The sequence below is a fragment of the Fibrobacter sp. UWB16 genome (assembly GCF_900215325.1).
In the GTDB taxonomy this organism is placed as follows: Bacteria; Fibrobacterota; Fibrobacteria; order Fibrobacterales; family Fibrobacteraceae; genus Fibrobacter.
In genome coordinates, this window is sequence record NZ_OCMS01000002.1 from 924,800 (window position 1) to 938,785 (window position 13,986).

The 13,986-nt window shown below is 49.5% G+C and carries 13 protein-coding genes; 9 read left to right on the forward strand and 4 right to left on the reverse strand.

All coding sequences use genetic code 11. The features are described 5' to 3' along the window. Positions 1-23 precede the first annotated feature (23 nt). The 7 genes from CRN95_RS09230 to CRN95_RS09260 all read left to right on the forward strand — a co-directional run bounded on the left by CRN95_RS09230 (position 24) and on the right by CRN95_RS09260 (position 7,072). Entirely contained in the window at positions 24-239 is a 216-nt protein-coding gene (locus CRN95_RS09230) for a hypothetical protein (RefSeq protein ID WP_088631206.1), read from the forward strand. Beyond that, positions 236-2,626, forward strand: coding sequence for a LysM peptidoglycan-binding domain-containing protein (locus CRN95_RS09235; RefSeq protein WP_097020684.1), 2,391 nt, complete (start codon positions 236-238; stop codon positions 2,624-2,626). The genes CRN95_RS09230 and CRN95_RS09235 overlap by 4 nt, the downstream gene beginning before the upstream one ends. Before the next feature lie 107 nt (positions 2,627-2,733). Next, positions 2,734-3,474: an ankyrin repeat domain-containing protein gene (locus tag CRN95_RS09240; RefSeq protein ID WP_088631204.1), complete on the forward strand. Its 741-nt coding sequence runs from the start codon at positions 2,734-2,736 to the stop codon at positions 3,472-3,474. Positions 3,475-3,710: 236 nt separating this feature from the next. Beyond that, positions 3,711-4,541, forward strand: a complete 831-nt coding sequence (dapB, locus tag CRN95_RS09245; protein WP_097020685.1) for a dihydrodipicolinate reductase — start codon at positions 3,711-3,713, stop codon at positions 4,539-4,541. Beyond that, entirely contained in the window at positions 4,542-5,558 is a 1,017-nt protein-coding gene (locus CRN95_RS09250) for an ABC transporter permease subunit (RefSeq protein WP_014545089.1), read from the forward strand. Positions 5,559-5,627: 69 nt separating this feature from the next. Beyond that, positions 5,628-6,650, forward strand: coding sequence for an aminoglycoside phosphotransferase family protein (locus tag CRN95_RS09255; RefSeq protein WP_097020686.1), 1,023 nt, complete (start codon positions 5,628-5,630; stop codon positions 6,648-6,650). Continuing rightward, on the forward strand, positions 6,650-7,072 hold the full coding sequence (locus tag CRN95_RS09260; RefSeq protein WP_097020687.1) for a PTS sugar transporter subunit IIA: 423 nt from the start codon (positions 6,650-6,652) through the stop codon (positions 7,070-7,072). The genes CRN95_RS09255 and CRN95_RS09260 overlap by 1 nt, the downstream gene beginning before the upstream one ends. Positions 7,073-7,122: 50 nt before the next feature. On the opposite strand, the gene CRN95_RS09265 is transcribed toward CRN95_RS09260, so the two are convergent. The 4 genes from CRN95_RS09265 to metG form a co-directional block, all read right to left on the reverse strand. Next, a complete protein-coding gene (locus tag CRN95_RS09265) occupies positions 7,123-8,553 on the reverse strand; it encodes a hypothetical protein (protein WP_097020688.1) in 1,431 nt (476 codons plus the stop codon). Next, positions 8,553-9,272 (reverse strand): MauE/DoxX family redox-associated membrane protein, encoded by a 720-nt coding sequence (locus CRN95_RS09270; RefSeq protein WP_097020689.1) that lies wholly within the window; start codon positions 9,270-9,272, stop codon positions 8,553-8,555. Before CRN95_RS09270 ends, CRN95_RS09265 begins: the two co-directional genes overlap by 1 nt. A 9-nt stretch (positions 9,273-9,281) precedes the next feature. Beyond that, complete coding sequence (locus CRN95_RS09275) at positions 9,282-9,476, reverse strand: hypothetical protein (protein ID WP_145993980.1); 195 nt, start codon at positions 9,474-9,476, stop codon at positions 9,282-9,284. A gap of 63 nt (positions 9,477-9,539) precedes the next feature. Beyond that, entirely contained in the window at positions 9,540-11,612 is a 2,073-nt protein-coding gene (gene metG / locus CRN95_RS09280; RefSeq protein WP_097020691.1) for a methionine--tRNA ligase, read from the reverse strand. Positions 11,613-11,828: 216 nt separating this feature from the next. Between metG and CRN95_RS09285 the strand changes: the two genes are divergently transcribed. Further along, positions 11,829-12,350, forward strand: a complete 522-nt coding sequence (locus CRN95_RS09285) for a nitroreductase family protein (protein ID WP_088629749.1) — start codon at positions 11,829-11,831, stop codon at positions 12,348-12,350. A gap of 32 nt (positions 12,351-12,382) precedes the next feature. Beyond that, positions 12,383-13,966, forward strand: coding sequence for a bifunctional UDP-sugar hydrolase/5'-nucleotidase (locus CRN95_RS09290; RefSeq protein ID WP_097020692.1), 1,584 nt, complete (start codon positions 12,383-12,385; stop codon positions 13,964-13,966). Positions 13,967-13,986: the final 20 nt, after the last annotated feature.

Below are 13,986 nucleotides of genomic sequence, written 5' to 3' on the forward strand. Positions count from 1 at the left end.
CAATAAACTGGAGGAAAGCTTATATGAGTAAGGCTTACTATTGTGGTCGTCGTCCTAAGAGTGATGCGTTCGATGATGCTCCCGATCCGTCTTATTTGGGCGAAGAAGATGATCTGATCAAAGAAGAAGAAGAACCGCAGGAAGAAGAAGTTGACGAAGAAGTCGATTTTGACAAGCCGTCCTTTGGCCGTAACCCAATTTGGTCTGACTACGGCGAGGATATGGATTTCGACCAGTGATATGGTCGAATAAATTACTCAGACTCGGCTTCGCTCTTGCTCTTTTAATACTGACCGCCTGCGCTTCCAAGCAGGCGAAGCTTGCCGCGTCATCTCAGGGGAAACCTATCCAAGCGGAGAAGGTCTCTATTGATGTACCTACTGGAGTAAATCCAGGTAAGGAAATAGTTGGGGATTCGACAAGGCCCTCTTGGGTCTATTATCAGTATGGCCTTCAGGCTATTGATAATAATCAATGGGCTGTTTCCAAGCATTATCTCGAAGAATCGCTCCGTTTGCTTGTAACCGAGAAGTACGATTCTACAAAGAGTAAGCTTACACGTTCTGAAGATTCTATCTACAAAATGCAGATGCCTGTGCGTATCGTGCAAGCATTAGAAGATGTTTATCCGAACCTTGCAGAGCAAGAGGGGAATGATTCGGCTTCTGTAGATAGCTTAACTATTGATGGTGTTGATGCTTACGACGAAAATGCAGCCGATAGCGCTTCAATTCGTGTTATCGAAAATTTCTTAGATACAGTAGATGCCGGGCGTTTCTCGCTCCCGATTCGCTTTAACGAACGCGTCATGCAAGAAATTTACTACATGACGACTACGGCTCGCGGATTTATTACAAGGTCGCTTACCCGCAAGACGGCTTATGATTCCTTGATCAATGCAAAGCTTGCACAACGGCGTATGCCTCGTGACTTGATTTATTTGGCTTTGGTGGAATCCGGCTTTAACGTGAAAGCGTACAGCCGAGCAAAGGCTGCCGGCATGTGGCAGTTTATTCCTGAAACGGGTGCCCGCTATGGTCTTGAACAGGACTTCTGGGTGGATATGCGTCGCAATCCAGAACTTGCGACCGATGCCGCTTTGACTTACCTTTCTCGTCTTCACGATGAATTTAACGACTGGCTTTTGTCTATGGCGGCGTACAACTGCGGTGAAGGCCGAATTCGTCGTTTGATTAAGGAAAAACAGGCTGATTCTACATGGGGCAATCGCCCGGTGACGTATTGGGACTTGCAACTCCCGCAAGAGACAATGCATTATGTGCCGAGAATCCTTGCTGCAATGGTGATTGGGCATTATCCGGGACATTACGATGTGCAAATTACTAAGCGCCAGTTGCCTGCTTATGATACCGTTACTGTTTATGATTCGTTCTCGTTCGATGAAATTGCAAAGTTCCTGAAAGTCACGGAAGATACGCTTCGTACTTTGAATATGGAACTCACCATGTGGTGTACTCCGCCAAACCGTGACGCCTATTTGTTGCGCTTGCCTTATGGCACTCGTGCTGCGTTTGTGCAGAATTATGACCGCATGGAAAAGAATGGATTTTCGAGCTGGAAACAGCACAAGGTCCGTAAAGGGGAATCGATTGGCGTAATTGCACAACAGTATGGCGTCCGTGTGGCCGAAATTCAACGTGCCAACGACATGAAAAAGACGAAGCTCAAGCCGGGCCGTACGCTTCTCATCCCGATAAAAGTCGCTCCGCGCAGGTCTACAGGCAAAAAGCCAACGAAAGTCCGTACATATGTGGTGCAACTTGGTGATAATTTGGCTTCCATTTCTCGCCGTTTTGGCGTTTCTCAGGAATCGCTTCGCGTCTGGAACAATATCGAGGCGGGTTATAACGTCAAGAAGGGCGATACTATTTACGTTTCAAAGCCTGATCTCAAGCCGACGAGCTTTATTCAGCAACGTGTTGCGCTCAAAAAAGGTGAAAAATACGTGGTCAAGGCTGGGGATACCTATGCTGAAATTGCAAAGAAGTACAAAGTCCCTGTTTTCCTCTTGTTGCAGGCCAATAGCGGGTTTACCAAGCGCCTTACGATTGGTGATTCTTTAGCGATCCCGGCTTATGTTCGTCCGCTGCGTCGGATGTCGGGTGCCGTGGATGAAGGTACTCCAGATGTGGAACCGACCAAGACAAACGATGCTGTTGCAGATTCTAAGAAGTCTAGCAAGACCACTAAAAAGACGGAAAAGACAACCGAAAAGACTACTGAATCGACATCGAAATCTTCAAAGAAGACTCCCGCCAATACGACGATCATCTATACGGTCGAAGCTGGGGATAATCTGTTTGCAATTTCCAAGAAGTTTTCGACGACGGTTGCAGCCATTCGCGAAATGAACGATATGGGCAATTCCTCGAACATCAAGGTTGGTCAAAAGCTCAAGATTCCAGGATCTGCGGCTCCGGCGCCGAGCACCCCGAAGGTCGAAGAAATTACTCACGTGGTCAAGAAGGGCGAGGGCCTTTGGGATATTTCCCGCCAATACGGTGTGACAATTGAAGATATTGTGAAGTGGAACGGCCTTAAAGACACGAAAATCAAGATTAATGAGAAGTTAAAAATCAAAACGACCAAGAAAAACAAGAAATAATCGTTTGTTTTTGAAAAAAAATGTGTAAATTCGTGTTTTTTATGGAATAAATTGGAAAAAATAGTGTAGTTTTAACTTGAAAAATCAAAAATTCATTGGAGTATAATATGAAGAAGAAAATCTTGGCTCTCTGTGCTGCTGGTCTTATTTTTTCCTTGACTGGTTGTGAAGAAACCATGGACCCGAACGACCCGCAGTCTGTTCGTAGATATTTGACGAAGAAGCAGATTGGCTTTACGCCGAACCAGTTCGTCTCTTATGCGGTCAATAGCGATACCGCCAAGATGACTTTGTTCCTCCAGGCTTCCTTTGAAATTGACCAGCCGGCTGATAACGGCAACAACGCCGTCGCTATCGCAGCAAATAAGGGCAACATGATGGTGCTCAACTACTTGTTCGATCACGGCGCAAAGGCTAACGTCAACAACGGCAACGGTGAACCGGTTATCGATAACGCAGTCATGATGGGCAACAAGGAAGTTGTCGTCCGCATCTTGGATCAGCTCAAGAAGGAAGGCGTTGAACCGCAGAACCTCGCTACCGCAGTTCTTATCGCCGCAAAGACTGGCAAGGCCGACATGCTCGAAGTGCTTGCAAACGCTGGCGCTCCGCTTGAAAACCGCAGCCCGGATGGCTATATGCCGATTCATTGGGCAGTCAAGTCTGGTAACTACGACGCTATGATGTTCCTCATCAACAAGGGTGTCGATGTGAACGCCAAGTGCGGTCAGGGTTACTCAGTGCTCGACTGGGCTACGAACGAAGGCTATACTCGCCTCATCAAGGCTTTGAAGAAGAAGGGTGCCAAGAATACTGCAAAGTATAAGATTGACTCTCGTGGCAAATAAGCTAATCTTTTTTGCTTAAAATTTGTCATGCCCGCCTCCGAGCGGGCATCTCCTTTTTATAATCAGTCATACCAGTCTTTTTTGCATGTCATCCCGGCTGGAGCCTGTGCTGAGCGCAGTCGAAGCATGCCGGGACCACCTTTTTATAACCTGTCATGCCCGCCTCCGAGCGGGCATCTCCCTTTTTTTATGTGTAAATTTCTATCTTGTCAAACGGAAAAACAACAGGAGATTTTATGTCCGTTCAAGTGATGGTTAATGGTATTCCGGGTAACATGGGCCGCATCGTGGCCGAAACTTGTGTTGCTCGCGGTTTGGAACTTGTCCCGTATTCTTTGACGGGTGAAATTATCGTCGAAAACGAAGCCGAAGTTGCAGGCAAGACGATTCAGCTCTTGAAGCCCTCCAACCGCGAAGCCCGCATTGGTGAAGTGCTTGCCAAGTATCCGAACATGATTTGCATTGACTACACGCACCCGACGGCTGTGAACGACAACGCCGCTTTCTACGTGAATCACAAGATTCCGTTCGTGATGGGCACGACCGGTGGTGACCGCGAAGCTCTTACAAAGCTTGTTGCTGATGCTAACCATCCGAGCGTCATCGCACCGAACATGGCAAAGCAGATTGTCGCTTTCCAGACGATGATTGAATTCTTGGCCAAGGAATTCCCGACGGCATTCAGCGGCTACAAGCTCTCCGTTGTCGAAAGCCACCAGAAGACGAAGGCCGATACGAGCGGTACCGCCAAGGCTGTGGTCGGCGACTTCCAGAAGATGGGTTTTGACTTCACCGTCGATGACATCGAAAAGGTGCGCAACGAGAAGGAACAGATGGAACGCATGCACGTGCCCGAAGAATATCTCGGCGGTCACGCTTTCCATACTTACAGCCTCGATAGCGCTGACGGTACGGTTCACTTTGAATTCCAGCACAATGTTTGCGGCCGCAAGATTTACGCCGAAGGCACTGTTGATGCCGTGAACTTCCTCGCTGACCAGATTGCTGCAGGCACCGCAAAGCCGTTCAACATGATGGACGTCTTGCGCTCTGGAAAAATGAGATAAATGCGATCCTATATCCTTCGTCGTTTGCTGCTGATGATCCCGACATTAATCGGGATTTCATTGGTGTGCTTTATCTTGATTCAGCTCTTGCCGGGTGGACCTGTCGAAGAGCTGATTTCTCGTGCGCAACAGGCGGCTTCGATGAAGGGTGGCGTGGATGCGTCCAAGGCGCTCTCGCCGGACCAGATTGCGCAAATTCAGGCGTACTTTGGTTTTGACCAGCCTGCGTGGAAACGTTACCTCACGTGGCTTTGGAATGTTTTGCATTTGAATCTTGGGGAAAGCTACACGTACGGACTCCCAGTCTGGGACGTGATTGTAAGCCGTTTCCCGATTTCTTTGTTCTTTGGCGTGACCTCGTTCTTCTTGAGCTACCTTATCTGCATTCCGCTTGGGCTCTGGAAGGCGGTGCATCACGGAAGCAAGCTTGATTCTTTTACGAGTGGTCTTATTTTCTCGGGCTACGTGATGCCGGGTTATGCGCTTGGCATTTTGCTCATCATCTTCTTGGCGGGCGGTTCGTACTTGGACATTTTCCCGCTGGGTGGGCTCACGAGCGATGACTTCGAGGATTTTACGTTCTTCGGGAAAGTGTTTGATTTGGCACAGCATTTGGCGCTCCCGATTTTCTGCTACATGATTAGCGAATTTGCGTTCCTCACGTTCCTCATGAAAAACTCAGCACTCGAGGAATTGGGCCGCGATTACATGCGTACGGCTTTGGCTAAGGGCTTGAGCTTTAAGCAGGCTCTTGTGCGCCACGCTCTCCGCAATGCGCTTATCCCGATTGCAACCCGCCTTTCGGAAATTTGCACGCTGATGTTTGCGGGCGCTCTCCTCATCGAGAAGGTCTTTGATATCGATGGCATGGGGCTTTTGTATTATAATTCGATGGTCAATCGCGATTACAACGTGGTGATGGGGATTATCTTTCTCAGTAGCCTTATGGCGATGGTGGGTCGCCTTTTCAGCGATATCCTTTATACGCTCGTTGACCCGAGAATTAAGTTCTCGTAATTAGATTATATACCCCTAAAACCTACATTTTCTTTGTCATTTTCCTCTTTCTTATTGTATATTAAAAGTATGCAAAACGATATTATTAAAATTTCTCCGAGTATTCATGAGTTTCTCTTGACTCATGGTTATACTGAAAACTTTACTGTGACTCCCATTGCTGGTGCAGGCTCTGGAAGGCGTTATTTCCGTATCGCTAGCGATGAACGTAAAAGCGTCTTGCAGGTGAGTGCCGAAGTGAATGAAGATTTCAAGCACTTTGTCGAGTATTCCAAGACGTTTAGGGAATACGGCTTGCCGGTTCCGCGCGTTTATTGCGTTGACGAAGATGCTTGCCAGGTGTTGCAAGAAGACTTGGGCAAACGCAGCCTTTTGGACGAAGTTTTCCCGAATGATTCGAAAGTGCTCTCTGGCAGCGCTCGTATTCTGTACCCGGAAGTGATTGACGCACTTATCCAGTGGCAGAATGCAAGCCATCAGCTCTTCAGCCATCACACCGAAATTTGGCTCCGCCGCTTTGACTTTGCCGCCCTCAAGTGGGAATCCGATTACTTTACCGAGAATTACCTCAAGCTCCACAAGGGCATTACGGAAATACCGGAATCGGTTCGCAATTTCTATTCGCTCGTGGCGGTCTCCGTCGAAGCTCAGACGAAGGTCTTGATGCATCGCGATTTCCAGAGCCAGAACATCATGGTCCGCCCGAATTCCGAAGTCGCATTTGTCGATTTCCAGGGCGCTCGTCGCGGTTCCATGTTCTATGATATCGCATCGCTCTTGTGGGATCCGTACGTGAGTCTCCCGCTTCCGATGATCAAGGACTTCTTTGAATATTGGCGCAGCCAGTACCGCGGTACAAGAATTTATACGAAGGACGATGCATGGGAAGGCTTTGTGCATGCTAGCTTGCAGCGCTTGATGCAGGCTCTCGGCGCTTATTGCTTCCTCTCCAAGGTGAAAAAGATTGAAAAGTTCGAACAGTACATTGAACCGGGCAAGGCTCAGCTCCGTGTACTGTTTGGCGAATTCAAGCAGATTGCCAAGGCTACAGATCCTGAAGTGTTCAAGTTCATGGATTGGGCGCTTCAGTAATGGCTCTCATCTATACGCGTATTTACGCGCAGCCAGTGGAGTTCAATCGTGCTTTGGGTTACGCTTATGACGCGCTTGTGAAAGGTCCTTATCCGTTCGACGCGATGTCGACATGGAAAGGGCTTTCGGAGCGTGTGGTTCAGGGCATTTATATGGGGCAGGGGCTCTTGCTCCCGCATACGCGCGTTTCTGGCTTGCAGGAACCGTTGATGGCTTTTGTCGTCGCTCGTGAAGGCATTACGGGGATTAAAACTCGTAATGACGAGAAGGCGCAATTTATGTGCGTGCTTCTCTCTCCGGCGGAATCGGCGATGGCGCATACGGTTACGATTGCGAATGTGGCAAAGCGCTTGCTCGACCCTGAATGGAAAGAAAAAGTCCTCGCCGTCACCGACGAGGAAGAACTAAAGAAAATGTTCTAAAGTGTTACTGGATCCTTCGTGGCTGCGCCACTCAGGATGACGAAGTGCATTTACCATTGTACGCTACCGACGGCATAAGCGCGGTAGCCTTTAAAGTCTCCGAAGAATCTTGTGTAGCTTGTTCTAAAGCTGAACCATTCCCACGGAGTTAAGCTCAATGTCAATCCAAGTTCTTTGTAGCGGAGAGTCGTCTCTTCGTTCAGGAACTTTTTGTCCATGGCGCTTTCGGGCGTGTGCAAATCCTTGATGTTTCCGCCGAAGGCGGTGTCTTTGGCGACAGCGCCAAAGAAGAGCGTAGCCTTGATAAAGTTGTATGTGGCGGTCAATTCGGTATGGACTTCTTGGCTGTTTGGGCCGAGGTCACAACCAAGGCTTTGGGCGTAGCTCGCGTACGTGTAAGCGTTCCCTTTGTGATGCGTATAAACCCAGGGCTCAATGCGCGTGTATTCAAACATCCAGTTGAGATTCACAGGGCCAATTTCAAAGTTGTCGCGAGCGACGCCGAGCGTTGTGGCCCACTTGTTGCCCCACCAACTATCGTCAAACATGCTTGTCGGGGATTTCATATCATCCCACAAAAGTTCAGCGTAAAATTCCCAATTCGGGAGAGTTTTCACGCTCAAGTCAAAAGCCAGTGAGATGTTGTCCTGATCGCCTTGCAAGTGTTCCTGAAAAACGTAAGGGATGAAGGGGAGAACGTAAGCCCATTCAAATTCGCGGCCCGTGCTATCGCTATCGGGGTTCGGATTTGTACCAGCCGCTTCGGTGGTGGTGCCGTAAAGCGACGTTTCTGAAATGCCAAGTGTGATTTCTTTCGGGAGGTTCAAGTTCAGGCGGTGCGCATGGAAATACTTGCCAAAGTTCTTCTTTTCGTAGAGTTTGGCGGCATACTGCGTGTATTCAATAGGGCCTAATGTGAACTGGTAACCAAAATAAGGAGTCGGGGCTGCATCGGGAATGCGGCTGGAGCTATCTTGCCATGGTCGGTAAAAATTGCGTTCTCCACGTAAAATCACGTGGTTACGGCGGGCAGGCCCCCATTCCAAAAAGTCAAATCCAGCGAGCAACTTGACCGGCTCAAGATTGTAGCTCACGTTTGCGGCGAAGAGGTCCCAAGTGCGTTTGCGTTCGCTTTGCTTGTTGTAGGGGATTCCTTCGTCGGGATTGTAGTAATTGAAATTGATGTAACGGTTTGTGTAGTCCGTGTTGACTTTGACACGGGTGTCAAACAGGAACGCGTCGGTAAATTTACCGCTTGCGAAAAGGCGTATGGACATGGAATTGTCGTAATGCGTTTTCGCCTTGCTGAGATTCGTGACAGCAAGAGAATCCAGGAGCTGGACGTTGATGTTCAACTCTTTGGTATGCGCCGAATCGGCAAAGGTAATGTGGTGTGGCATGTCGACCGGATGCGCCGAGCAGGTGAGTGCGGTTCCAAAGATAATGCTAAGAATAGACGGGGTCTTGTGCCACGATTGCATTACTTCACTTCCTTGTCTTTTTTCCAGATGCCGATGATGCTCTTGTTCTTGCGGAAGGCAAGCCATAGAGTCGGCCAAATGAGGATGAGGTCACGGATGAGGCTAGTCCAGGCTTCTGCCTTATCCTGTGCGCCTTCGAGTTCAAAGCAACCGCAGGTGATGCCGAGGTCATTCCACAGCGCCCAGGCGAGTGCGATGATGAAGCTTACAAACATCCAGAAAATCGCAAATGCGGATTCGCGGACAAACGGCGACACGATCATCGCAAGCCCGAACCAGAATTCAAATTGCGGGTACACGAGTGCAAAGAAGTTGTTCACGAAGTCGAGGTGCAATGCCGAGAAAAACTGGTACTGCGCAACGAGCGTTGCAAACTGGTGCGGGTCCTGGATCTTGAAAATGGAGGCGAAAATGAACATGCCGCCAATGCCGATGCGGCAAAGCGTTTCGAGAGCGCGGATGGCGAAATCCTTTTGAATCTTGATGGCAGGGAAGATGAGTGCGCAAGCGAGAACGATGGCGCCAACGCCAACGTGGATGTTGTAGCGGTATGCCTTTGGCCAAATGTCGAGGAGCCATTCTTGGTCGGTGAATGTGAGAATCGTTTCGGGGAAGCTGATTTCGGCAACGCCGACGGTCACGAAGAATGTCGCCACGAGAAGGAGAACGCCCGCGATAATGGTCTTCTTGAGATTTTCTTTTTCAAAACATGCAATCATGGGAACTCCTTAAAGAATGTCTGCCGGCTTTTCGAGGACATCTTGGGTGCCAATCCAATCGACGGATTTGGCGTCATCGACGCGGATGTTGTTGATGATGGCAAGTGCGATGCTGAATGCGGCAATGCCGAGCAGGACAATCCAATTTAAGGACTTGAGGTAGACGAGAATGTCTTGATAAATCTTCTGAATTTTTTCTTTCATGTTGTTCAATATACAAAAAAAGAACCCACCGTTTGGCGGGCTCTCTTTCGTTCTTTCTATTAACTAGTGAATTCCAGCGCCGTCAGCGACGTCGCAGGTCACCGGCTTGCCGTTCACTTCGAGAGCTATTTCGCCGCAGAACACAGCGCCACCCTTTGCGGTAAGGGCAATCTTTTCGAAGTCTTTGACCTTGAGCTCGCGCGGTTCGCTCGGGGTAACACCCTTGAACAAAGCACGGTCACCCGGCTTGGCGTCTTCCGGAACGCTTACGAGTCTGCACTTGTGCGTTTCCGGTTCGAGGTCGCCTGCAAAGAGCATGCCTTGGCTCATGATGCCACGGAGGGCACTCGGTTTCAAATTTGCGAACAAGAGAATCTTGCGGTCCTGGAGTTCGTTTGCCAGGTAGCTGCTCTTAAGGCCACTGCAAATCGTGCGGAGTTCGCCTTCGCCTGCATCGACCTTGAGTACGTACAAGCTGCTTGCGTCCGGATGGTCGGCGACTTCCTTAATTTGTGCAACACGGAGGTCCATAGCGGCCGGAACGTCTGCTGCCATAAGCGGCTTGTTCTGCTTCGGCTTGGCCTGCTGCGGTTCAGCCTTCTTGACTTCTTCTTCAATGCGCGGGAAGAGCGGCTTGCCTTCGCCGAACTTTTCGCCACCCTTAAGGATGCCCCACACGAGGTCGTTCTGGTCGGTGAACTTGCTACCGATCATGGCGAGACCTTCTTCGCTCTTGCCCGGGATGACCGGCCAGAGCATGCTGAGCGAGAGACGCACTGCTTCAGCAGAAATGTAAAGCACTGTTGCAAGTTCGTCCTTCTTGGATTCATCCTTGGCGAGCTTCCACGGAGCCTTGATTTCGAGGTAGCGGTTGATGCTGCGGACGAGCGTCATGATTTCTTCGACGACCTGGGAAAGCTTGACCTGCGGAACCCATTCCATCACGTTTGTGCGGACGCGGTTTGCAATCGTAATCACTTCGTTTGCGGCATCGTCGAGAGCGTTCGGAGCCGGGAGTACGCCGCCGAAGTTCGTGAGCACCAAGCGGTGGACGCGGTTCAAGACGTTACCGAGGTCGTTAGCAAGGTCACTGTTGATGCGGCGGACAAAGCCTTCATGTGTGAAGTTCGCGTCTTGACCGACAACCATTTCTCGAGCGAGGAAGTAGCGGAACGCGTCGATGCCATACTTTTCCATGTAGTCCATCGGGTTCACTACGTTGCCTGCGGACTTGCTCATCTTTTCGCCACCGTTCACGAGCCACCAGCCGTGGGCGAGGATGTGCTGCGGGAGCGGAATGTCGAGAGCCATGAGCATGGTCGGCCAATAGACGCTATGAGTTGTCAAAATGTCCTTACCGATGAGGTGGTAAGAGGCGGGCCAAATCGGAGTGCCGTCAGCATAAGTCTTGTGGAAGGCGGTGGAGGCGCTCACGTAGTTGAGGAGAGCGTCAAACCAAACGTAAGTCACGTAGTCCGGGTCGAACGGCAGCGGAATGCCCCAGCTGAGGCGGATCTTCGGACGGCTGATGCAGAGGTCGTTCAGCGGCTGGCGGAGGAATCCGCGGATTTCGTTCCAGCGGTAGTCCGGCACAATCCAGTCCTTGTGGCTTTCCAAGAAGTCAATCAACTTCTGCTGGTAAGAACCCATCTTGAAGAAGTAGTTCTTTTCCTTGAGCCATTCCACCGGGCGGTGGCTGATCGGATCGCACTTGTTTTCGTCGAGTTCGTCTTCGCTGAAGAAGCGTTCTTCGCCAACGGAGTACCAGCCTTCGTATTCCTTCGAGTAAATTTCACCCTTGTCCCAGAGCTTCTGCAAACATTCCTGCACAAAAGCCTTGTGTTCCGGCATCGTCGTGCGGATGAAGAAGTCGTTCTGGATGTTCATCTTCTTCCAGAGGTCTTCGAAGCGGTGGTAGTATTCGTCCACGTGTTCCTGCGGAGTCACGTTACGCTTGGCGGCAGCGCGCTGCACCTTCTGGCCGTGTTCGTCGGTACCGGTCAAGAAGAATGTCTGGTAGCCGATGATCTTGTGGAAGCGGGTAAGGATATCTGCAAGAACGGTCGTGTAGGAATGCCCGATATGCGGGGCATCATTGACGTAATAAATCGGAGTGGTGACGTAAAATTTTTTCATGGCTACAAATTTAGTAAAAGGCGAGTGCCGCGGCAAAAGTGCGCAAAGCTAGAAAGCGCAAAAACTTGTTTTTGCATTTTCTAGCTGAAGCCACGGACGTCGTAGACGTCAAAGTAACTTGTTACTTTGACATGGTCGAGCCGTACTAAATGCATCCCGAAGGGATGCAAATATAGTAAAATTGCTTATATTATTACTATAAAACCAGAGGTACATATGTCATTTATTGATTTGGCAAGAAATCGTTATAGTTGCCGTGCTTTTAGCACGCAGGATGTTGAACCCGAAAAATTGATGCAGGTGCTCGAAGCGGGCCGTATCGCACCGACGGCGGTAAACGGTCAACCGGTGTTTATCAAGGTGCTCCAGTCGCCCGAAGCGCTCAAGAAAATTCGTGGTATCACGCGTATGGCATATAACGCTCCTGTGGTGCTTATGGTCTGCTATGATGACAATAAGGTTTACACTCCGACAACGTACATGGATAGCTTTAAGAGTGGCATCATGGATTCTAGCATTGTCGCGACTTCGATGATGATGCAGGCGACCGACCTCGGGCTTGCAACTCTTTGGGCTCGTGGTTTCAATGCTGCTCACATTGAACATGAATTTGGTTTTGAACCGAACATCAAGCTTGCTTGCCTTTTGGACATTGGCTATGCCGACCCGCAGAACGGTGTGCCGTCACCTCGTCATGACGTGCGCAAGCCGATGAATGAATTTGCCGAAAAGCTTTAATACGGGCAAAAATTTGCAATTATAGAGGGGTTATGAATAAGCTAAAGTACTTGTTGCCTTTGGTTGTTTTTGGTGTGTTTTCTTGTTCTGGGAAACTGCCTCAAGTTGAAGGTCGTTTGAATGCTTTGGCTTTGCCTCGGAGCGTCGTTGTCGTTTACGAAAACGATGTCCATTGCAATATGGACGGCTATGCAAAATTTGCGGGTCTTCGCGATGCAATTGCTGATACGGCTGATGTCTTGACTGTTTCGTCTGGTGATTTTTTGCAGGGCGGTGCGATGGGGAGCTTCTCTCGTGGCGGCTATGTTGTAGCGCTCATGAATGCTGTCGGTTACGATGTCGTGACGCTTGGTAACCATGAATTTGATTATAAGATTCCTCGCTTGATGGAACTTTCGGACTCCATGAACGCAGCAATCGTTTGTGCGAACCTTGTGCAGAAAGGAACTTTGACGCCGCTGTTTAAGCCTTACATTCTAAAGCAGATTGGCTCCAAGAAAATTGCTTTTGTCGGAGTGCTGACACCACAAACTCTAGTGGGGGAGTCTTATGCATTTACGGATGAATCGCTAAAGACTTTGTACGATATTCCTACAAAGGAAATTTTCAATTTAGTGCAGTCGGCGGTTGATGATGCGCGTAAAGCAGGCGCAGATTACGTGATTTTGCTTTCGCACTTGGGGCTTGTGCCGCCGGTGAGTTCTGTTGAAGTTGTTCAGAAAACGACGGGGATTGACGCTGTGCTGGACGGGCATTCGCATAGTGTTGTTGGCGAAGAGTTTATTGCAAACGCCAATGGCGACAGCGTTCTTGTTTCGCAGACGGGAACGAAATTCCAGAATGTCGGGGTGCTGGATATAACTCGCCATGGAAAATTTCATTCTCGGTTGATTCCGATGGATGGCGTCGTTGCGGTGAACCGTAAAGTTGCTGCTGTTTACGATAGCTTGCTTGCATTGACTGCCGCCGATTTGCAGAAAGTTGTCTCGAATACGAAATTTGAATTGACAATTAATGGCGATGATGGAAAACGCTTGGTTCGCAAAGGCGAAACGAACTTGGGCGACTTGGCGGCCGATGCCATGCGTTTCTCTGTGGGGGCGCAAATTGGAATCGAAAATGGCGGGAGTGTCCGCGTGACGATTCCTGCGGGCTCTGTGAAATATCAAGACATTTTGAACGTGATGCCTTTTGGAAATGGCATCTGCTTGATTCGTGCGACTGGGCGCCAAATTAAGGAGGCGCTTGCACAAGGCGCTTCGAAATTGCCTGAGGAATCCGGCGGATTCTTGCACGTCTCGGGACTCCGCTATACGGTTGTTGTGGATGCGAAAAATGGTGGCGGAGCTGCGCAAGTACGCATTGAAAATGTGCAGGTAGAGACTGAAAACGGCTTTGTCGCTATTGACGAGGATGCTCTCTATACGGTCGGATTGTCGTCTTATGTGGCGTATGAGGGCGGTGAAATTACAGCCTTCCGCGGAAGTGAAATCATTATGGATAAGGTGATGACCGATGATGAAGCGATGGTGAAATTCTTGAAAAGTTTGGGCGACGAAATCCCCAAAGCTTACCGAAAGCCGCAAGGGAGGATTGCGGTGAAAAATATTCTGTAGATTTTTTTTGACAAAATAGC

Coding starts and splice junctions, on each gene's coding strand:
- CRN95_RS09285 (WP_088629749.1), top strand. CDS start 11,829: ATGTCATTTATTGATTTGGCAAGAAATCGTTATAGTTGCCGTGCTTTT.
- CRN95_RS09275 (WP_145993980.1), bottom strand. CDS start 9,476: ATGAAAGAAAAAATTCAGAAGATTTATCAAGACATTCTCGTCTACCTC.
- CRN95_RS09250 (WP_014545089.1), top strand. CDS start 4,542: ATGCGATCCTATATCCTTCGTCGTTTGCTGCTGATGATCCCGACATTA.
- CRN95_RS09230 (WP_088631206.1), top strand. CDS start 24: ATGAGTAAGGCTTACTATTGTGGTCGTCGTCCTAAGAGTGATGCGTTC.
- CRN95_RS09240 (WP_088631204.1), top strand. CDS start 2,734: ATGAAGAAGAAAATCTTGGCTCTCTGTGCTGCTGGTCTTATTTTTTCC.
- CRN95_RS09255 (WP_097020686.1), top strand. CDS start 5,628: ATGCAAAACGATATTATTAAAATTTCTCCGAGTATTCATGAGTTTCTC.
- CRN95_RS09265 (WP_097020688.1), bottom strand. CDS start 8,553: ATGCAATCGTGGCACAAGACCCCGTCTATTCTTAGCATTATCTTTGGA.
- CRN95_RS09270 (WP_097020689.1), bottom strand. CDS start 9,272: ATGATTGCATGTTTTGAAAAAGAAAATCTCAAGAAGACCATTATCGCG.
- dapB (WP_097020685.1), top strand. CDS start 3,711: ATGTCCGTTCAAGTGATGGTTAATGGTATTCCGGGTAACATGGGCCGC.
- CRN95_RS09290 (WP_097020692.1), top strand. CDS start 12,383: ATGAATAAGCTAAAGTACTTGTTGCCTTTGGTTGTTTTTGGTGTGTTT.
- CRN95_RS09260 (WP_097020687.1), top strand. CDS start 6,650: ATGGCTCTCATCTATACGCGTATTTACGCGCAGCCAGTGGAGTTCAAT.
- metG (WP_097020691.1), bottom strand. CDS start 11,612: ATGAAAAAATTTTACGTCACCACTCCGATTTATTACGTCAATGATGCC.